Source organism: Paenibacillus sp. 4624 (genome assembly GCF_050435065.1).
Lineage (GTDB): Bacteria > Bacillota > Bacilli > Paenibacillales > Paenibacillaceae > Paenibacillus > Paenibacillus amylolyticus_D.
Window position 1 is genome coordinate 131,968 of record NZ_JBNDJR010000008.1, and the last position, 18,610, is coordinate 150,577.

Annotated in this window: 24 protein-coding genes; 20 read left to right on the forward strand and 4 right to left on the reverse strand. The window is 48.1% G+C overall.

Annotated elements, in window-relative coordinates; genetic code table 11:
• The first annotated feature begins 21 nt into the window (after window positions 1-21).
• A complete protein-coding gene (locus ABIE27_RS18955) occupies window positions 22-777 on the forward strand; it encodes a YdcF family protein (RefSeq protein ID WP_205127935.1) in 756 nt (251 codons plus the stop codon).
• 102 nt (window positions 778-879) lie between these two features.
• Here ABIE27_RS18955 and ABIE27_RS18960 read toward each other — a convergent pair whose 3' ends face one another.
• Entirely contained in the window at window positions 880-2,244 is a 1,365-nt protein-coding gene (locus ABIE27_RS18960) for a M56 family metallopeptidase (RefSeq protein WP_429351240.1), read from the reverse strand.
• Between the two features lie 9 nt (window positions 2,245-2,253).
• Complete coding sequence (locus ABIE27_RS18965) at window positions 2,254-2,628, reverse strand: BlaI/MecI/CopY family transcriptional regulator (RefSeq protein WP_123065125.1); 375 nt, start codon at window positions 2,626-2,628, stop codon at window positions 2,254-2,256.
• A gap of 227 nt (window positions 2,629-2,855) precedes the next feature.
• Here ABIE27_RS18965 and ABIE27_RS18970 point away from each other — a divergent pair, with 227 nt between their 5' ends.
• The 18 genes from ABIE27_RS18970 (at window position 2,856) to ABIE27_RS19055 (ending at window position 15,977) form a co-directional block, all read left to right on the forward strand.
• Entirely contained in the window at window positions 2,856-3,386 is a 531-nt protein-coding gene (locus ABIE27_RS18970) for a hypothetical protein (RefSeq protein ID WP_123065124.1), read from the forward strand.
• Between the two features lie 161 nt (window positions 3,387-3,547).
• Window positions 3,548-4,441, forward strand: coding sequence for a TIGR01777 family oxidoreductase (locus ABIE27_RS18975; RefSeq protein WP_123065123.1), 894 nt, complete (start codon window positions 3,548-3,550; stop codon window positions 4,439-4,441).
• 243 nt (window positions 4,442-4,684) lie between these two features.
• A complete protein-coding gene (locus tag ABIE27_RS18980; RefSeq protein WP_123065122.1) occupies window positions 4,685-5,686 on the forward strand; it encodes a beta-ketoacyl-ACP synthase III in 1,002 nt (333 codons plus the stop codon).
• Window positions 5,676-6,560, forward strand: a complete 885-nt coding sequence (locus ABIE27_RS18985) for a hypothetical protein (RefSeq protein WP_429351241.1) — start codon at window positions 5,676-5,678, stop codon at window positions 6,558-6,560. The genes ABIE27_RS18980 and ABIE27_RS18985 overlap by 11 nt, the downstream gene beginning before the upstream one ends.
• Window positions 6,530-7,021: a hypothetical protein gene (locus tag ABIE27_RS18990; RefSeq protein ID WP_429351242.1), complete on the forward strand. Its 492-nt coding sequence runs from the start codon at window positions 6,530-6,532 to the stop codon at window positions 7,019-7,021. Before ABIE27_RS18985 ends, ABIE27_RS18990 begins: the two co-directional genes overlap by 31 nt.
• Window positions 7,018-8,013: an NAD-dependent epimerase/dehydratase family protein gene (locus ABIE27_RS18995; RefSeq protein WP_429351243.1), complete on the forward strand. Its 996-nt coding sequence runs from the start codon at window positions 7,018-7,020 to the stop codon at window positions 8,011-8,013. Before ABIE27_RS18990 ends, ABIE27_RS18995 begins: the two co-directional genes overlap by 4 nt.
• Entirely contained in the window at window positions 8,007-8,891 is an 885-nt protein-coding gene (locus ABIE27_RS19000) for an MBL fold metallo-hydrolase (protein ID WP_429351244.1), read from the forward strand. Before ABIE27_RS18995 ends, ABIE27_RS19000 begins: the two co-directional genes overlap by 7 nt.
• Entirely contained in the window at window positions 8,888-10,207 is a 1,320-nt protein-coding gene (locus tag ABIE27_RS19005; RefSeq protein WP_429351245.1) for a F390 synthetase-related protein, read from the forward strand. Before ABIE27_RS19000 ends, ABIE27_RS19005 begins: the two co-directional genes overlap by 4 nt.
• A 42-nt stretch (window positions 10,208-10,249) precedes the next feature.
• Entirely contained in the window at window positions 10,250-11,239 is a 990-nt protein-coding gene (locus ABIE27_RS19010) for an SDR family oxidoreductase (protein WP_123065118.1), read from the forward strand.
• Window positions 11,240-11,316: 77 nt separating this feature from the next.
• The gene (locus tag ABIE27_RS19015) at window positions 11,317-11,469 is read left to right on the forward strand and encodes a hypothetical protein (protein WP_192895119.1); all 153 of its coding nucleotides are present in this window, start codon (window positions 11,317-11,319) and stop codon (window positions 11,467-11,469) included.
• Between the two features lie 103 nt (window positions 11,470-11,572).
• Entirely contained in the window at window positions 11,573-12,127 is a 555-nt protein-coding gene (locus ABIE27_RS19020) for a GNAT family N-acetyltransferase (RefSeq protein WP_123065117.1), read from the forward strand.
• A 24-nt stretch (window positions 12,128-12,151) separates the two neighbouring features.
• Window positions 12,152-13,030 (forward strand): serine/threonine protein kinase, encoded by an 879-nt coding sequence (locus ABIE27_RS19025; protein ID WP_192895118.1) that lies wholly within the window; start codon window positions 12,152-12,154, stop codon window positions 13,028-13,030.
• A 70-nt stretch (window positions 13,031-13,100) separates the two neighbouring features.
• A complete protein-coding gene (locus tag ABIE27_RS19030) occupies window positions 13,101-13,469 on the forward strand; it encodes a hypothetical protein (protein ID WP_429351330.1) in 369 nt (122 codons plus the stop codon).
• 13 nt (window positions 13,470-13,482) lie between these two features.
• On the forward strand, window positions 13,483-13,638 hold the full coding sequence (locus ABIE27_RS19035) for a hypothetical protein (RefSeq protein ID WP_161556956.1): 156 nt from the start codon (window positions 13,483-13,485) through the stop codon (window positions 13,636-13,638).
• Window positions 13,635-14,087, forward strand: coding sequence for a hypothetical protein (locus tag ABIE27_RS19040; RefSeq protein ID WP_123065115.1), 453 nt, complete (start codon window positions 13,635-13,637; stop codon window positions 14,085-14,087). Before ABIE27_RS19035 ends, ABIE27_RS19040 begins: the two co-directional genes overlap by 4 nt.
• Before the next feature lie 11 nt (window positions 14,088-14,098).
• Window positions 14,099-14,497, forward strand: a complete 399-nt coding sequence (locus ABIE27_RS19045) for a hypothetical protein (protein ID WP_123065114.1) — start codon at window positions 14,099-14,101, stop codon at window positions 14,495-14,497.
• Window positions 14,498-14,579: 82 nt separating this feature from the next.
• Window positions 14,580-15,377, forward strand: a complete 798-nt coding sequence (gene murI, locus ABIE27_RS19050) for a glutamate racemase (protein ID WP_123065113.1) — start codon at window positions 14,580-14,582, stop codon at window positions 15,375-15,377.
• Between the two features lie 24 nt (window positions 15,378-15,401).
• Entirely contained in the window at window positions 15,402-15,977 is a 576-nt protein-coding gene (locus tag ABIE27_RS19055; RefSeq protein ID WP_123065112.1) for a histidine phosphatase family protein, read from the forward strand.
• Between the two features lie 75 nt (window positions 15,978-16,052).
• Here the strand turns inward: ABIE27_RS19055 and ABIE27_RS19060 are convergent, their stop codons facing one another.
• Window positions 16,053-16,415, reverse strand: coding sequence for a DUF423 domain-containing protein (locus ABIE27_RS19060; RefSeq protein ID WP_123065111.1), 363 nt, complete (start codon window positions 16,413-16,415; stop codon window positions 16,053-16,055).
• A 97-nt stretch (window positions 16,416-16,512) separates the two neighbouring features.
• On the reverse strand, window positions 16,513-17,442 hold the full coding sequence (coaA, locus tag ABIE27_RS19065; RefSeq protein WP_123065110.1) for a type I pantothenate kinase: 930 nt from the start codon (window positions 17,440-17,442) through the stop codon (window positions 16,513-16,515).
• Window positions 17,443-17,668: 226 nt separating this feature from the next.
• Between coaA and ABIE27_RS19070 the strand changes: the two genes are divergently transcribed.
• Complete coding sequence (locus tag ABIE27_RS19070; RefSeq protein ID WP_123065109.1) at window positions 17,669-18,457, forward strand: DUF3891 family protein; 789 nt, start codon at window positions 17,669-17,671, stop codon at window positions 18,455-18,457.
• Window positions 18,458-18,610 lie beyond the last annotated feature (153 nt).

Sequence of the window (18,610 nt, forward strand, 5' to 3'; positions counted from 1 at the left end):
AACAAGTGTGGATGTCTATGTATGGGAAGGAGTGTTGCTGTACTGATACAGAAATTTTTACGGGATAAAGGATATATTTTGGATCTGATCCTGCTAGCGTGTTTGGTTTTCTTTCTGATCTTTTGGGGCTGGAACTTTGCCGTGAAATTTTTTACTCTCCTCGCGGCTACCTTTATCATATTAAGACGGATTGATTATGAGAAACACATCTGGCTGAAACGTGTGTTGTTGATCGTTTTCGGTATTGGTGCCGTTTCCTTTATCATTATTGAAGCCCTGGTATTTACCCAGCTTGGTTCGAAGGAGGAGGAGCGAGCGGACTATGTCATCATACTTGGGTCGGGCATCAAGGGAACCGAATTGTCACTAACCTTGAAACAAAGGTTGGATGCCAGTCTGGATTATATTCGCAGTCACCCACTGACGCCAGTCATTGTATCTGGTGGACAGGGGCCAGGTGAATCCATTCCTGAGGCGCTGGCGATGAAAAATTATTTGGTGGATCAGGGTATTGCCCCCGCTCAGATCATCATGGAAGATCGCTCGACAAGTACGCAGGAAAATTTGGCTTTTTCTAAAAAAATCATTCTGGCTTCCGGGCTGGAACATCCCAAAATTATGATTGTCACGAGTGACTACCATATGTTCAGAGCGAAATATATTGCGGCCAAAAACGGCTACGCTGCAGAATACGGCATATCCGCTCCTTCACCAGGGTATTTAAAGCCGATTAATATGATTCGTGAATATTTTGGCACTGTGAAGGCATTTTTATAGTTAAACGAGAAAACGAGAAACAGGACGAAGCGGAATGAAACTGCTTTGTCCTGTTTTTTGCTTTTTATGGTGAGCACTACATTAAATATGGGTGGACAAGACTCATTTTTCTGCAGTATCGCTAGAAGCTCTAAGCTCAGTTGCTCTGGACTCGGCCGCTGGAACGGTAGCCGCCCTGGAGTTGTCAGGTGCAATTGTGGCCTCAGAGACCTTATCCCGAGGAGAAGTGGTTCTGGATTCAGCCGCTGGAACGGTAGCCGCCCTGGAGCTGTCAGGTGCAATTGTAGCCTCAGAGACCTCATCCCGAGGAGAAGTGGCTCTGGATTCAGCCGCTGGAACGGTAGCCGCCCTGGAGTTGTCAGGTACAGTTACGGCTCCAGAGACTTCCTCTCGAGGTGTAGAAGCACTAGGTTCAGTGGCTCGACTGGCAGTCTCTCTGGAGTAGTCAGGTACAATTACGGCTTCAGTGGCCCCTCGCTCTACTTTGGGCATATGGCTCGATGCCCATACAGCTGTAGACGTACTTGCTACAGCAATTAAACATACGGATGCGATCGTTATGATCCAATGTTTCTTTTTCATTTTTTTGACATCAAACACCATCGTAAGTCTCCTTTTTAATTGTTTTCCCTCCCCTGAAAGGGATGAGCAAAATTGCACAGGCAAGCTTCGCGCTCCTGCGGTGACGTTTAAAATGGTTTCACCATAACGCTTGCGATCTTCAATGGACATATCCTGGACAACCTTTTCATCACAAGAAAATTCACTCCATGTGTGAATCTCTTGGCGAAGGAGGTGAACAAGAGGATTGAACCAGTGCAAAGCGCTGACCGCTAGAGTGAGTGCCTTGATCCACAGGTCTTTATGTTTAAGGTGAGTTAATTCATGATGATAGACGAGACTCATATTCAAGTAAGTTGTACCCGCTTGAGGTAAATAAATCGTAGGTTTAGTTAAACCGACCAGTACGGGACTTCGTAACATTGGACTATATGCCAGGTTGACATGCTGGTGAATACCTAGCTTTTCTTTCATGATGGGGAGCAGTAAGGCGGCCTCACTATTTTCTTTTACCTCGGTTTGTGTACGTTTCAACGCATGCGTGAATTTGCAGTAACAATAGATCTGCCACGTTGAATATACGAGAACACCCGAACCCCAAGCACTGAGCAAAATATAGGCCGACGCAGAAGATATCGTCCATTCTGGGGTAAGCACTCCTCCAAGCATGCCATGCAAGAAGTCAGATTGTTCAAGGTTTTGGTTTGAAGCTTGAAACAGGCTGGAGAACCATGTCATTCCGAACGATAGGGGCAGTACATAAAAAACGAAAGCCATTTTACTCAGCCCGTAACGCCAGGAAGCGGGGAAAAGATGGACAGACAAAAAGCGCAAGGCAAGAATGCAAGCTGCAGCAATGCTTCCGGCCACCGTCAACGTTACTAGCAGATCAATAAAAAGATTCATGTGCGCCACCTACTTTTCCGACAGCCATTGTTTTAGTTCGGCAATGTCTTCTTCTGAAAGCTTATCCCCGTCATACATAGCTGAAACGAGATTTTTAACCGAGCCTTGATAGAGGCCGTCGAGTACTGTTTTGGTTTTCTGAAGTTTGTAGTCTTCTGGCAGTAAAAGAGGCTCATAGTAGTTGGTTCGGCCCTGTCTTGTAACAGTGAGCGCTCCTTTATCCACGAGTCTGGATAGGAACGTCGAAATGGTCTGTGCCTTCCACGCTTTTCCCTTTTCCTTAAACATGTCTAACAGTTCGGAAGAAGTGACCGGAGGAGTACAAGACCAGATCGCCTCCATCAGTTCCAACTCGGTTTCGGACCATTTTTGAGTTTGGTGCACCAAAGAAGCACTCCTTTACAACGTTATGCGTCCATAACGACATTTTTATTACTACACTACGTAGTACATATAAACTACTACAACGTGTAGTAGTTAGTCAAGCGCCGTGTGTGAGAACCTCGATTCTTCCTTTGTATCTTCAGAGGATTCTTCTTCTGAATGCCAAATTCAACGAAGAAAAGCGTGTTATACTATAGGTCAACAATAGATGACCGAAACAGGAGTGAATGATCATTACAGCTTATCAATTACCTGCTCTAGAGGAGCAAAATATCATCTCATCAAATGAGTTGCAAGACATTATTCGCATGCTCGCCCATGCGCCTTTACTGTATGATGATGGTCAGCATATTCAGGTTCAGGATTACCTTGAAGGGCTGGAAGTGGAGCTGACACATGATATCCGTCGTGCTGCAATCGAATTGTACGAACTGGGCATCATGGCTTGCCGCCAATTCACGGATGTACTCGCATATGAGCAACTGCAGGATGTGCTTGGTCTGCAGGCTGAGTTGTGGCAGGAAGGTGTACTTACACTGCAAGACTGGATGAATTGGCTAAAAGAAATTGGCGAAGGGCGGCGAACTTTGCCTGAGTATGATTTTGCATCCATATTGGGTGAACTCCCCGAAGGGTATATGATTCATGATTTTCATGATGAACTACAGGTTCGACTAGAGCAGGATGCATCGAATGCTTGGGCGAACGAAGAGCGAAGTAGGTTATATACAGCGATTGGCGTGCAAGAAGCAGTCTGAGCGGACGGTTCGAATGGAAGTGGAGCTTTTTAAGCTCCGATGGGCGTCTCTCCACATTCAAATGGAATCAATATCAAACGAAACGGTCTTCCATGTTGTTTAGTCTGATATGAATGCACTGCATAGATGGCATGATCCATCTGCGGAAATGAGGGGATACCGTGAAAAAGGTTGTACTTGCTGGTGGAACGGGATTTGTCGGTCAGGATTTTACAGTCCGGTTTAAAAAGCTGGGATACGATGTGCTGGTCATCTCACGCCAGTCTGGACACATCTCTTGGGAAGATCGTGCAGCCATCATTGAAGCACTTGAAGGCGCGGAGATGCTGATAAATCTGGCTGGTAAATCGGTGAATTGCCGTTATACAGATGAGAATCGTAAAATCATTTTGGATTCCAGAACTGAAACCACACACATTCTCGGTGAAGCAGTATTATCATGTGTGCATCCGCCCGAATTGTGGATTAACTCCAGTACGGCAACCATCTATAGACATGCGGAAGATCGTCCAATGACGGAACAAGATGGAGAGGTTGGCTCGGGTTTCTCTGTGGAGGTCGCCAAGGCATGGGAGAAGGCATTCTTCGGAGTTGAGTTGCCGTCTACACGTCAAATTGCATTACGCATTGCGATTGTGCTTGGGGAAGGCGGGGTGATGGAACCGCTGACGAATCTGGTTCGATTTGGCCTGGGTGGAGCCCAGGGAGCAGGAACCCAAAAATTTAGCTGGATTCATATGGAGGACTTGTTCCGCATGGTGATGTTTGTACAGGAGCATTCGGAGCTGGAAGGTGTCTATAATGCTTCATCTCCTCATCCAGTGACTAATCGTGAGCTGATGGCAAGCCTTAGGAAGCAGATGGGGGCACGTATTGGACTTCCGTCCCCGCGCTGGATGCTTGAGCTTGGAGCTATATTTATCCGCACGGAAACGGAACTGGTACTCAAGAGCCGCTGGGTTATTCCCGACAGAATCGAAAAGGCAGGTTTTACGTTCACTTATGCTTCGTTGGATGCGGCACTCGCTGATCTCCTCAAGCCCAGTAACGGGTAGCAGGTAGCAGACATAGATGTCCACCTATCCAGACTGTGAACAGCATGTGCAGGAATAGATAATATGTGAATGGGAGGGCAGAGCAATCTGCCCTTCTGTTCATTTAGATGATAATACAAGTTCATCATGAGGTTACTTCAAATATGTTTTGAATAGGGTGTATTATTCAGTTGCAGCTATATTCGTTTAATGGGTAATATCACGTAATTTACATAACACGCATGAAAGAGAAGAGGTTGGCATATGCAGCTTAGAAGAGTAAGAATCGCAGGTACAGGGAAATACCTGCCTCAGATGAAAGTGACGGATGAAGAGTTGGATGAGCGATTAAATGTACCCGCAGGCTGGGTCAGCAAAGCGACGGGCGTCGGCTACCGTTATTATGCTTCGGACGAGGAGACTTCTTCCTATATGGGTGCAAGAGCGGCAGAAGCAGCTCTTGCCGATGCGGGGCTGTCTTTTGATGAGATCGATTGTTTGGTATGCACCAGCGGTACGAAAGAACAGCCATTGCCAAGTACAGCCGTCTTTATCCAGCAGGCCATGGGACAGGAAGAATCAGGTGTACCTGCTTTTGATATGGATGCGACCTGTCTCAGTTTCCTGAACGGACTAGACGTCATCTCTTATATGGTGGACGCTGGACGTTACCAGCGTGTATTACTCGTAGCCACCGAGATCGCTTCAGCCGGATTGAACTGGAAAGATCCTGAGAGTGCTGCCTTGTTTGGTGATGGCGCGGCAGCAGTCATCATTGAGCGAGCATCTGTGGAATCCGGGTCACAGATCGTTCATGCATCTCTGCGAACCTATAGCCGCGGTGCACGGTTTTCGGAGATTGCAGGCGGAGGCACACGGCAGCATGCGGCCCGGTATGATGTGGCACATCCAGATCCATTCCTTTTTCATATGGATGGACAGGCGATTTTTCGCATGGCGTCCAAGCTGTTACCCGGTTTTATGGATGAGATGCTTCAAGCTTCCGGTAATCAAATGGAGGATTTCTCCCTGGTCATTCCTCATCAGGGCAGTGCAATGGCGATGCGCCTGATTCGCAAGAAGCTGGGGATTCCCGCAGAACGGTTCATGGATATTACACGAGGTCATGGTAATACGATTGCGGCCTCCATTCCGATGGGATTGCATGAGGCGATTCGTCAGCAACGAATAGAGCGTGGTGATCGGGTATTGATGATCGGAACGGCGGCTGGTCTGTCTTTGGGAGGACTCATCTTTGACTACTGAATTTGCACGACGTGACCAACGTGTGCTTCAAGGACAAGCAGGTCAGACGTACAGGGTACTCCTTACCGGAGGAAGGGCTCCGGTTACGCTGGATTTGGCGCGTATGTTGCATCGGTCAGGTCACCTTGTATTTATTGCGGAGAGTATGGAACGCCATCTGTGCAGAACGTCTAGTGCGGTGGAGCAATGCGTACTTGTTCCATCGCCGCGTCATCATACGCAGGAGTACCTGTCAGCACTGGAACATTGGGTTAAGATATGGCAGATCGATGTGTTGATCCCGATGTGTGAAGAAGTGTTTTATGTGGCTGCTGGGGCTGAACGCTTGCGACAGCATTGTCGTGTTCTTGTTTCCAGTTTGGAGCAGCTGCATGTCCTGCATCATAAGTATGATTTTAATATGCTTGCCAAGTCTATGGGGCTTTCGGTTCCAGATACACATCTGATTCAAACTCCGCAGGAGTGGCTGGAGAAGCAACATGTTTTAAAGGGAGATTGGGTCTGGAAACCAGTCTATTCCCGATTTGCTGCCAAGGTGCGTATGCCAAGACTCGAAGGGTCCAACATCGTCATCAATAAGGATGAGAATAAGAATGTCAATCGGAGGACGGAAGAACTACATCGGCCGCAGATTTCCGCTCCCGAGAAGCTTAACTCTCTGCACCACGATCCACCGGGCGAAGACACGTTATCTCCTGCCTCGCCTTGGGTGGCACAGCAGTACATCCATGGACGAGGACTGTGCACCTACAGTGTAGTACATGAAGGCCATATAGTCGCGCATGCCGCCTACGACAGCCGATATCGTACGGGCAACGTAGGCGCGAGTGTTTTTTTGAACAGGTGCAGCATGAAGGCACACGCGCATGGGTAGAACACTTTGTGTGGGCGGCGGGTTTCAGCGGACAGATTGGATTTGATTTTATCGAAGATGTGACGGGTCAGGTGTATGCGATTGAGTGTAACCCGAGGGCAACCAGTGGCATTCATCTGTTTCATCCTGGTAATGGCTTGGTGCGAGCATTGCTTGAACCTGAAGTGATGCTAGGCGAAGGAATCGAAGTGACACCGCAGTCAGGTGACGATAAAGCGATGTTAGCACTGCCCATGCTGGGAAGTGGTATCCGGCAGATTCAAAGCAGCAGAGGTAGCCTGCGAGCTTGGAGGACGGCTTGGCGGGGTGCCAGGGATGTGGTGTATGTGCGGCAGGATCGGCGGCCTTTTTTTGAACAATTTGCGGTCGTACTTGCAGCCTGGCGTCTTGCACGTTTACAGCAGATTATGTTGACGGAAGCATTGACTCATGACATAGAATGGAACGGTGAACAACGATGAAGAGAGCATTAGTGACCGGGGCTACAGGCTGCCTGGGCAGACACCTGGCGATAAGGCTTGCAGCAGAAGGCTGGGAAGTGACGGGTATGGGGCGACAGCATGAGATAGGCAGCCTGCTTGAAGCGGGTGGAGTTTGCTTTATCAAGGGTGATATTCGGGATGTCCAGATTGTAGATGCAGCATGTGCAAATCAGGATGTTGTGTTCCACTGCGCAGCCTTATCCTCACCCTGGGGGAAATATCAGGATTTCTACAGCAGTAATGTGCAGGGAACACAAAATCTGATTGATTGTTCTCTACGCCATCAGGTGCAGCGGTTCGTGCATGTTTCCACGCCGAGTATTTATTTTAACTACATACCGCGTTATGAAGTCCATGAACATGACCTGCTGCCGGCTAAACCGGCCAATCATTATGCGGCTACCAAACGTATTGCTGAAGACATTGTGATGGAGGCACATCGTAACGGATTGCCATCGATTATGATTCGCCCGCGTGCCATTTTTGGTCCGTATGACCAAACGCTTTTCCCGCGGATTGTTGCAGCGAATGCCAAACGGGGAGTACCGATGATTGAAGGTGGACAGGCACTGATTGATCTGACGTGCGTAGATAATGTGGTGGATGCGCTGTTATTGTGCAGTGATGCTTCTGATGATGCACTTGGGAGAGCCTACAATATTTCGAACGCAGACCCAAGGCCGTTTGCAGAGCTGGTAGGGACTCTTTTTGACATGTTAGACATGCCCTTGCGGCGTTTGAATATTCCTTATAAAACAGCCTATGGAGTGGCCAGTGTGCTGGAAGGTGTGCATCGATTCATCCCTGCTCTGGGAGAACCGTTACTGACCAGATACACCGTTGGATCTTTGGGTGTGCCGCAAACGTTGGACATTACCGATGCCAAGGCGCAGCTAGGATATGTACCGCGGGTGTCCATTGAAGCGGGTCTGCAGCAATTTACAGATTGGTGGAGGAGTGAAAAATGTTAACAACGAAGCCAGTAAAATTATATTTAGGTGCAGCAGGTTTCTGTACTCATCCGGAGTTCCTTACGTTACGGGGAGGAAGCTTCCGTCCGGTTCATTTTCCGGCAGGCTTCGCTTGTATTCTCCATCCCGATCATGGCCCGATCCTACTGGACACGGGGTACAGTTCCCGTTTTTTTGAAGAGACCGCTCGACTGCCAAATGCATTATATCGCCATATCACGCCCGTTGTATTTCGGGAAGAAGACAGTGCCGTTTATTTTCTGAAGCGGAACGGGCTGGTGCCATCAGATGTCCGTTATGTTATTCTTTCGCATTTTCACGGGGATCACATTGCAGGTGCCAAGGACTTCCCGGAGGCTCGGTTTATTTATTTGCCGAGAGCCTATGATGCGGTTCGCTCTCTTGGTTCGATTGCGGCGGTGAAGGCTGGTTTTCTGGCTGGGCTGCTACCTGATGACTTTATCCAGCGGTCACTGCCCGTGAACGACCCTGCCAAGCGATGGACGGACATGAGGAAGACTACAGGGATTGAAGCCCCAGCAGGGTTTCCTTGGGAAGAGGTATACGATCTTTTTGGAGATGGCAGCTTGCTTGGCGTAGATGTATCGGGTCATGCAGAAGGCATGATGGGATTGTTGCTGCGGACAGAGCAGCATGAATATTTTTTATGTGCAGATGCAGTATGGTCGAGCCGTGCTTTCCGTGAACAGCGCAGACCTCATGCACTGGCAGGCATCATTATGTCAGATCGGCAGGAGTACAGACAGAACTTTGACAAGCTGGTTCACCTGCATCAACAGTTCCCTGTGCTTCGCATCGTGCCGAGTCATTGCCAAGAGGCGCTGAGCGCATGGGGCACAGGGGGAACGGAACGATGAGCAATCCGGTTCGTATTGTTACTCATTATGCACTTGCACGTGGTTTGCGCAGATGGCGTACGAGGGCACAGCTGGAACAGTGGCAGGAACGCCGAATCATTCGGCATGTGGAGCGGATTCGGGCACGGTCTCCATTTTATCAAAAGTGGTGGGGAGGCTTGAACGCAACCGAGTGGAGACAGTTCCCGCAGATCGATAAAACGGTGATGATGCAGCATTTCGACACGTTGAACACGGTAGGTATTACGAAGGAAGAGGCGCTGGTCCTCGCTGGCGAAAGTGAGGATACCCGTAATTTCAAACAGTCTTCCATTCAAGGTGTCACGGTAGGACTATCTTCCGGCACATCGGGTAACCGTGGCATTTTTCTGGTGAGTAATCGGGAGCAGGATGCGTGGACGGGCACAGTGCTGGCGAAACTGTTACCAGGCGGGCTATGTAAACCCGCGAAGATCGCGTTCTTCTTAAGAGCGAATAGCAATCTGTATGAATCGGTGAAACGCGGCAAACTGCAATTTCAGTATTTTGACCTGCTGGAGCATGTGGATGTCCTCGTTGAGCGCATGGAAGAATACCAACCCACGGTATGGGTCGCTCCGCCCTCCATGCTTCGTATGCTGGCTGATGCTTATATAATGGGACGTTTAACCCATGTGCCAGACAAAATTATTGCTGTAGCCGAGGTGCTTGATCCGCTGGATCGTAACGTGCTGGAGCGTGTTTTCGGACAGACCGTTCATCAGGTGTACCAGTGTACAGAAGGTTTCTTGGGGGCGACTTGCGAGCACGGGACGATACATCTGAATGAAGATATTGTGTATATTGAAAAAGAATACCTTGATCCTGCCACCCGGAGGTTCGTGCCTGTGATTACAGACTTCTCCCGAACGTCACAGCCGATCATCCGGTATCGGCTGAATGATATATTAACCGAAGCGGCAGAGCGGTGCGCGTGTGGTTCATTGTTTACCGCCATTGAGCGGATTGAAGGCCGCTGTGATGATACGCTTTATTTTTCGCATAAATATGAGGGTGAGGCTGTTTCGGTCTTTCCGGATTTCATCAGTCGTGCGGTCATCGCGGCTTCGCCAGCTATTGAGCATTATCGCGTCGTGCAGCGTGGCAGTGGAATACTGGAGGTGTCAATGCAGGTCAGTGAGGATACCGATCAGGAGCGGGCGCAGGCCGCTGTGTTGCAAGAGTTGGGGAAATTGGCAGGTCGACTGCAATGTGTGCTGCCCGAGGTTCAATTTGTGCCGTATACGTTTGAAGCAGGGATAACGAAGATGAGGCGGGTGGAGAGACGGTTGGATTAATTGAGGTTCAATGCAGAGTTTGCATGTACTGGTTAAAAGATCATGAAAGTAGGTGATAAAGTGACCGTGTGGGCTTATAAAATAGGAGAGGATTCGCCAAACCCTGTGGATGGCAGGACTACATCAGGAGCGGAAAAAACAACGGAAGCACTTCAAACAGCTCATGCAAATGTAACCAGATCAGGCAAGCCGAGTGAACAATCTCCTGTAGCTCTGATTACAGGTACCTCCAGCGGTTTTGGTATGCTGACTGCCATCACTCTTGCCAAGGAAGGGTATCGTGTTATGGCCACAATGCGAGATCTAAATCGCAAGGGAGAACTTGCGAACCGAGCCGAGGAAGCAGGAGTGACCGAGCGGATTGATTATGTACAGCTTGATGTGACAGATTCGGATTCTGTTCAAACCGCTGTGGATACGGTGTTACAGCAATATGGACAAATCGATGTGCTGGTGAACAATGCGGGTTTTGCTGTAGGTGGATTTATTGAGGAAGTGTCAATGGAGGACTGGAGACGCCAGATGGAAACGAACCTGTTCGGGCTTATCGCGGTGACACGAGCAATTCTGCCTGTCATGCGTGGACAGAAACGCGGGCTGATTGTTAATCTTTCGAGCGTAAGCGGCCTATCCGGTTTTCCGGGATATGCCCCATACGCTGCCTCGAAATTTGCCGTGGAAGGCTTCTCGGAAAGTCTGCGCCATGAGATGTCTTCATTTGGCATACGGGTGGTGCTCGTGGAGCCTGGAGCGTATCGCACGCCCATCTGGAACAAAGGTCTGGGCGAGATTCACCGGAATGAGGATTCGGCTTATAAACATAAGCTGGATGCAGTTCTACGGTATTCAAAACACGCCAGTGAGACTGCACCTGACCCGCAGGAGGTCGCTGATCTGATCGGGCGCATTGCACGAATGCGTGCACCAAGGCTGCGCTATGCACTGGGCAAAGGTTCACGGATGCTCATTATTGGAAAAGCGCTGTTGCCATGGAAATGGCTGGAATGGCTGATTGCCCGCGGTCTTCGATAGTCAGGAGTACGTGATCATGTGATCATACACGAGGCAGAATCATCATCTTTTCCAAGTGGAAATGGAGGTCTGATCTAATGTTTGAGGTGATTGTCGTTGCGCTGCTCATTATCATTACAGGGCTACTCCTGCATATCAACAGCAAACTCCCGGCCCGTGACCGGGTCCAGGAAGCGATGGAGCGTGACCGTGATCGGCGCCACAGTCAGAACCAGAGCCGAGATCGGTAGGCGAAGCAGAACGGATAAACTGAAATAAGGGCGTTCAGAGGAAGAAAGTGTTTGTACTGTGGATGACCTGATATTTCTTGACATAGAAAGGAGTGGATGAGGGATGAGTTCAGATGCTTTCAAAGAGAGGTATATGCTGCGTAATATTCAACGGGACGAATCGGATCTATATTGGCCTCTGCGGCTTGAAGCACTACGGACGCATCCCGAAGCCTTTGGCGCTTCCTACGAGTTGTCCAGCCAGTTGTCCGTTAGTGAGGTAAAAGAGCGAATACATAATGAGCCTGATGATTATATTCTTGGGGCGTTCACGCCTGATGGCATGCTTGCGGGCATGATGGGTTTCAAAAGAGAATACGGTCTAAAGCTCAGGCACAAAGGATTCATCTGGGGTGTCTATGTATCACCAGCTCATCGGGGGAATGGACTAGCTTCCCGGTTGTTATCCGAGGTTCTAGAACGGGGGAAACATCTGGAGAATATCAAGCAGATTAATCTGAGTGTAGTGACGACAAATGTTTCAGCAAAACGGTTGTATGAGCGGTATGGATTTGAAACCTACGGCATCGAACGCAATGCACTGGAAGTGAACGGCCAAGGATATGATGAGGCGCATATGACGTATTTTTACAACAAAAGTGTAGATGAAAATATCTAATTTAAAGGCAAGAGGAGGAGTTCTATGACCGATCAGGTTGTTCATGAAGTAGATGGTGTTTCGTTTATATTAAAAGAAAAACATGCCTTCGACTGGTTAACTCCGCTAGGGACTGTCTTCCGTGTATTTGATCAACAGGACTCTGGCAATATTTCATTCGGCTTGGTACGGAAGGACGGTCAAAAGCAATTTGTGAAGTATGCGGGAGCACGTACTCTTCAGGCCAATGATATGATAAGCACGGCGGAAGCGATACGTCATTTGCAGTCTTCTGTCTTGATCTATGAAGAGCTGGCGCATGACCGATTAATTCGATTAATAGACCATTTTGCCACAGACGACGGTTACGCTTGTGTGTTCGATTGGGTGGAGGGAGAGTGTTTGCATTCGCACTGGTCTTTCCCGCCTCCAGCCAAGTACGAAGATCCGCGATCACCTTATGTCCAGTTCAGACAACTTCAGGTACAGACGCGAATCCAAGCCATGGAGCGCATTCTGGACTTTCATATTGAAGCGGAGCGCAAAGGGTATGTGGCTGTAGACTTCTACGACGGCAGTTTGATTTATGATTTTGGAGCGGAAGAGATTCACATCTGTGATATTGATCTATACCGTGCAGGTGCATTCACGAATACGATGGGACGAATGTGGGGTTCATCCCGTTTTATGTCTCCGGAGGAATTTGAGCTTGGTGCATCGATTGATGCGGTCACGAATGTTTTTAACATGGGCGCTATGGCCTTTGCCCTGCTTGGCGGAGAACTCGATCGTTCCCGTGAACGTTGGGATGCTGGAGAGGCATTATATGAAATCGCCCTTCGTGCAGTAAATCCGGATCGTTTCCAGCGGTTCACTTCTGTGGCGGATTTGGGCTTGGCTTGGAAAGAGGCCATGTGCCAGTGATGGTAAAAGTAGATTCGTAACCGTGTATAAAAACCCGTATAATGGAAAATGACAAGGAGGCTTGATGAAGATGTGCCGATATGCCATATCTGGACCGTATAAAGAAATATATGCATGCTTTAACTGCCGTAAGTCTTACAAACAAGTATCACCGTATGATTTAAGCAAGGAAACCGCAGCACGACTTGAACATAAATGTCCGCAATGTGCAGAGGTCATGGTGAATATGGGGCATGATTTTCAAGCACCCAAGCAAACGGATATCAAACAGTGGACCAAAGTCATGACGTTATATCAGCATGGTGTTACCTATCATAATTGTGGGTGCGGAGCTGGATATCGTCCAACTGAACTACGAGAAGTTCCCGAATTTCTGGAGCAACAGGCTGCTGGCCGGAGAAGTGAAGGGGAAAAGCTGCTTCATCGTTGGATGGCATAGGAGAGCAAACCGCATGATTCGTTCATTCTTACAAAAAGACTTTCAATATGTCATGGAAGCGCATATCCGTATTGATCGGGACGAGTATAATTATGATGACAGCTCTGCGGCATGTATTACCGATGAGGCGAAGCAGGGAAAGAATTTGCGCCAGGAGATAGAGCGATGAAAACAGAACCTGTCTATGCTGAGAATACCATTGTTGGCGTTTGGTTTCAGGGCGTGTGGCGCTGGTACGTCACCGAACGGGAGTATTGGTTTTTAAATATAGAGATGGAAGAACGGTTTGGCATTCAGGTGTTGAATGAGGAGACGGCATCTGCTTTTTTACAGGCGATTCAGGAGGAGCAGGTAACCGCAATTGAACTGAGGAGCGAGCTTCATCATTTTCGGGAAACCGATCCTACGGGTGACGAATGGTTTAAGTATGTGCCGTCCTTTCTTGTCGATTTTGACAAGCGGCTATTCTTCTCGATGTTCCCGGAGCCTGCCTCCTTTGAGCATTACATGCCGGATGGCTGGATCGGGAGTTACAAGGACTTTTTGGATATGGTTCCTGAGAAGGAACGATACTGGATGGTACAAGGAAAGTCTTTATTTGAAGGGAACCTTTTTTAGAGGGGGCTGTAATGAAACGTAAATGGCTTATGACGAGCTTACTTTCCTTATGCACAGCTTTAGCCTTATCTGCATGTACAGTTACAGCGGATAACCGTTCCGCAGCGGAAACGATTGAACAAAGTTTGAATACGATGGTCAACGAACCTGTTCTGGCTGCCAGCAGCAACCCGAATGATTATATTGCAGGCCATCGGGACGTATATGAAGCTATTCTACAAACGGGATCAGAAGGTCTGAATTTCTTGTTAGATCAGCTGGAATCCAGCGGCGACAATGGGCTGAAAGAGTGGATCATGGCTCGGGCCAGTGCTGAACTGTTGGGAGAAGACAATCCAGTGCAAGACTGGGACAGTGGTAAAGACTGGCTGAGGCAATATAACATGATCGCAGTAGATCAATCCGATTAACATAACCTTCACCTCCAGTCAGCATGAGAAGTAAAAGGACGGTTCCTCAGAACCGAAAGAATACGTTATAGAGGTGACAGCTTTGACGAAGAAGATTGCTTTTTTTGATTCAGGTATCGGTGGATTAACGGTACTGCATACCGCTTTGCAACAGTTTCCAGAAGAATCCTATATATATTACGCAGATACACTACATGTCCCTTATGGAACCAAGCCGGCGGACGAGGTTCGTCGTTATATTTTCGCTTGCGTGGAGGCGATTGTACGGGAACAAGTAGATGCAATTGTGATTGCGTGTAATACGGCAACCAGCTTGGCAGTGAATGATCTGCGTTCCATGTATGACATTCCTATTATCGGTATGGAACCGGCAGTCAAACCAGCCGTCGAGATGAATAGGGACAACGGCAAGCGGGTGCTTGTGTTTGCTACGGCTTTGACACTGAGTCAAGCGAAGTATAACGAATTGGTCTCTCGCGTTGATGATGAGCATCGTGTCGATTCCCTTGCGCTGCCTGAACTGGTAGAGTGGTGTGAGCAACTGGAGTTTGATCCGGTCAAAATAACAGCATACTTCCGCTCCAAGCTAGCCGGCCTGGATCTGGAACAGTACGGTACGATAGTTATGGGCTGTACGCATTACCCGTTCTATACAACTATTCTGCGCAGGTTGTTACCAGATCATATCCGGATTGTAGATGGTAGCGCAGGTACGGTAAATCATTTGAGTCAGCGACTTGAGCTTGGCACACAGCAACAAGCTGGGAACACGGGGCAGGTGCAGGCAGGGAACGTATCCTTTTCCAGTTCATCGGGTCGAATGGAAGATCATAATAAGATGCGTGCTGCACTTCAATATCTAAGCGAAAACGTACTGTAGACTGGACTATCGGAGGTGTCGGTAATGGAGTCGATTTACCTGATTCGTCACGCAAAAGCCGAAGGACAGGAGCCACACGCAAGTCTGACGGATGAGGGATGCAGACAGGCTGAAAAATTGGCAGATGTATTGTCCGGTCAAGGAATTTCTTATATCGTATCCAGTCCATGGAAAAGAGCCTTACAGACTGCAATGCCTTTGGGTGCAGCGATAGAGCAGCACATTCATACCGATGAGCGCTTGCAGGAAAGAGTGCTGAGTACAAGGGATCTGCCAGACTGGATGGATGTGCTGAAACGTACATATGAGGATGAAGATTGGGCAGCAGAGGGCGGAGAATCTTCCAGAGTCGCAGTTGCCAGAGCTTTGGCGCTGCTGAATGAATGTTGGCTCAGACCGGAGCGTCATGGAGCCGTTGTGACGCATGGCAACCTGTTGTCCTTAATTATTCGTTATTATGATCCCTCTTTTGGTTACTCGGAGTGGGCCAAACTTTCCAATCCTGATGTATATGTTCTAAAACGGGAGCAGGAGTCTACAAGTGAAGAGGTATATGAGGAGGGGAAGCAGCCCGCTATTTCCAGACTGTGGCTGGATTAAATAAAAAAGAGCGTCCCGGCACGACATGTTCTTGCAACCAGGACACTCCATATTTTTGTTACGCGTTTCCTTTTCTTAAAGAGCTGCGAACAGCAATGTAATCCAGCCGGCAAGGAAGGCTACACCACCTATGGGTGTGACGGCTCCCCACTTGCGCACACCTGTAACACTCAGTGTATAGAGGCTTCCTGAGAACAGGATGATCCCGGCAAACAAGAGCCATCCCGAGGTCATGACAAGGGATGATGAGGTTAACCTGTCTGCGAACAGTCCAAGCAGGATGATGCCGAGTCCGTGAGCGATATGATACTGGACACCGGTCTCATAGATTTTGATCATGTCAGCGGATAACTTGCGTTTGAGCGCATGTGCCCCGAAGGCACCCAGTGCAACGGCCAGAAACATCATAATGCTGCCGAGAACCACGAGGGTTTGCATATCATTTTCTCTCCTTTAATAGGGTAATAACAGTGCATCTGACGGGTAATAAGCAGTATATCTATCCCATGGCTAAAAAGGTTGCCGTGGTTATGGGTTACAACTTGCGCAATTGAATCTGCTGAATGGAGTGATCGGCTTCTTTTTTCAGAATTAACCGTGCACGTCCTTTGGTCGGCAAAATGTTTTCATGCAGATTTTTCGCGTTAATGTCTTGCCAAATCTGATTGGCTGTCTCAATGGTTTCCTCTTCGTTAATATTGGCAAACCGCTGATGGAAGAAGGAATCCTTACTCTGAAAAGCGGTCTGACGGAGCAACTTGAAACGTTCGACGTACCAGTGACGAATATGTTCTTCCTCTGCATCGATGTAGATGGAAAAGTCAAAGAAATCACTTACAAGTAATGGAGTCTCCCGTTTCACTTGCAATACGTTGATGCCTTCAATTATCAGAATATCCGGCTGGCAGATCGTTTTCTCTTCACCCTGGATTACGTCATAGGCCAGATGTGAATAGACCGGTGCTTGTACCTCAGGCTTGCCTGATTTCACATCGCCCATGAACTTAATGAGTGATTTAATATCATAACTTTCAGGAAAACCTTTGCGGTTCATGATCCCTTTTTCTTGCAGCACCGCATTGGGATATAAAAAGCCGTCCGTGGTGACCAGATCGACCTTGGGTTTGTTTTTGCCTCTGGCAAGCAACGCCTGGAGCAAGCGTGCAGCTGTGCTTTTCCCCACGGCAACACTGCCCCCAATCCCGATAATATAGGGGGAGTGAAGAGTTTCTTTTTTCATAAAAGAGGCCGTTAGGCGATCAAGCTCTCTCGATGCTCTTGCATATAGGTCAATGAAGTGGGTTAGTGGTAAATAAACATCCTCAACTTCCTGAATGGATACTTCTTCGTTCAAGCCCTTTAATTGTTCCAATTCAGCTTCTGTCAGCGTAAGAGTGACCTGATGTTCTTTGAGTCCGGCCCATTCTTTGCGGTTAAACTCGATGTAAGGTGAGTATAAATTCATGAGATCCCGCTTTCTGTATGTAATGTAATCAAGACACAATCATTAGTGTACCAAATTTCAGCGAACTGACAACACCTTTACATGCTCGTTTAATCCGAAATGTTATAAATACGGGGATAAGGTAGCTAAACTGTAGGGTGGAAGGCAGCTTATAAGAAAGTGTAACCCAAATTATGTTAAAGTCAACGTAAATGTAAACGTAAACCATGCGGAAGGGTGACAGCAAATGATCGTATATGAGAGAGAGCATGATTTTGTTTTGACCGCACAGCACGAGCATGGAATGGTTGCTGGAGATATGGCTGCACATTGGAAGAGGGAGTGGCTTCCCCAAGGCTCGCATCGGGATGACCTGATTCTCGCGGCGAAGGAGCATGACCGGGGCTGGATTGATCTGGATGCTGCTCCTTTATGGAACGATTATAGTCAAATTCCTTACTCCTTTCGTGATTTCCCGCTGAGACCGCGATTTGTGTTTTACCGCAAGGGAATCGAAGAAGTAAGGCAGCAGAATCCTTATGCGGGTTTACTGTGTAGCCTGATGTATACAGAGTTGTTTCAAAAAACACTGGGGGCAAATCCTGAGGATGATGATGACATCAGGCAGTATTTGCAAGAAGAGCAGCTACAGCAGGAGAGCTGGAAGAAAGAATTAGGCGTTAATGCTTCAGAACTGGAAGAGCGGCTGAAAAACGATGTAGAGATCATGTTGTTCTGTGACCAGCTTAGTCTCTTTTTATGTATGGAAGAGCCAGGTACACCTACAGCACGTTATGATTTTTTTTCAGAAGGGCTCGGCTGTGGCTTCGACACCTGTCCAAGTTCCAATATCCAAGTCGAGTGGGTATCAGGTGAGAAGGTTGCGTTATCCTTTTTTCCATTTGATGAGGAGTTTGAAGTGACGATGTCTTACAAAGTGTTACCCAAGGCCAGCATCCGCAAATTCGGAATGTTACAGGCATATCGCCGGGCAAACTGGAAGAAACGCCGAATATGGATTACAGCTGTATCCTAAGTTAAGCGTACCCCTAATTAACGAAAAACCACATATTTATGTAATTCAAGGCGGGCATCTGGTATTACGGGCGTCCGTCTTTGATGTGGAACAAAGTCTAGCAGGAATAAACGCATAATCTCCAGAAATGTAGTAAAACGTGAGAAAAGCGTA

Coding starts and splice junctions, on each gene's coding strand:
- ABIE27_RS18955 (WP_205127935.1), top strand. CDS start 22: ATGGGAAGGAGTGTTGCTGTACTGATACAGAAATTTTTACGGGATAAA.
- ABIE27_RS18960 (WP_429351240.1), bottom strand. CDS start 2,244: ATGAATCTTTTTATTGATCTGCTAGTAACGTTGACGGTGGCCGGAAGC.
- ABIE27_RS18970 (WP_123065124.1), top strand. CDS start 2,856: ATGATCATTACAGCTTATCAATTACCTGCTCTAGAGGAGCAAAATATC.
- ABIE27_RS18980 (WP_123065122.1), top strand. CDS start 4,685: ATGCAGCTTAGAAGAGTAAGAATCGCAGGTACAGGGAAATACCTGCCT.
- ABIE27_RS18995 (WP_429351243.1), top strand. CDS start 7,018: ATGAAGAGAGCATTAGTGACCGGGGCTACAGGCTGCCTGGGCAGACAC.
- ABIE27_RS19000 (WP_429351244.1), top strand. CDS start 8,007: ATGTTAACAACGAAGCCAGTAAAATTATATTTAGGTGCAGCAGGTTTC.
- ABIE27_RS19005 (WP_429351245.1), top strand. CDS start 8,888: ATGAGCAATCCGGTTCGTATTGTTACTCATTATGCACTTGCACGTGGT.
- ABIE27_RS19010 (WP_123065118.1), top strand. CDS start 10,250: ATGAAAGTAGGTGATAAAGTGACCGTGTGGGCTTATAAAATAGGAGAG.
- ABIE27_RS19015 (WP_192895119.1), top strand. CDS start 11,317: ATGTTTGAGGTGATTGTCGTTGCGCTGCTCATTATCATTACAGGGCTA.
- ABIE27_RS19020 (WP_123065117.1), top strand. CDS start 11,573: ATGAGTTCAGATGCTTTCAAAGAGAGGTATATGCTGCGTAATATTCAA.
- ABIE27_RS19025 (WP_192895118.1), top strand. CDS start 12,152: ATGACCGATCAGGTTGTTCATGAAGTAGATGGTGTTTCGTTTATATTA.
- ABIE27_RS19030 (WP_429351330.1), top strand. CDS start 13,101: ATGTGCCGATATGCCATATCTGGACCGTATAAAGAAATATATGCATGC.
- ABIE27_RS19035 (WP_161556956.1), top strand. CDS start 13,483: ATGATTCGTTCATTCTTACAAAAAGACTTTCAATATGTCATGGAAGCG.
- ABIE27_RS19040 (WP_123065115.1), top strand. CDS start 13,635: ATGAAAACAGAACCTGTCTATGCTGAGAATACCATTGTTGGCGTTTGG.
- ABIE27_RS19045 (WP_123065114.1), top strand. CDS start 14,099: ATGAAACGTAAATGGCTTATGACGAGCTTACTTTCCTTATGCACAGCT.
- ABIE27_RS19055 (WP_123065112.1), top strand. CDS start 15,402: ATGGAGTCGATTTACCTGATTCGTCACGCAAAAGCCGAAGGACAGGAG.
- ABIE27_RS19060 (WP_123065111.1), bottom strand. CDS start 16,415: ATGCAAACCCTCGTGGTTCTCGGCAGCATTATGATGTTTCTGGCCGTT.
- coaA (WP_123065110.1), bottom strand. CDS start 17,442: ATGAATTTATACTCACCTTACATCGAGTTTAACCGCAAAGAATGGGCC.
- ABIE27_RS19070 (WP_123065109.1), top strand. CDS start 17,669: ATGATCGTATATGAGAGAGAGCATGATTTTGTTTTGACCGCACAGCAC.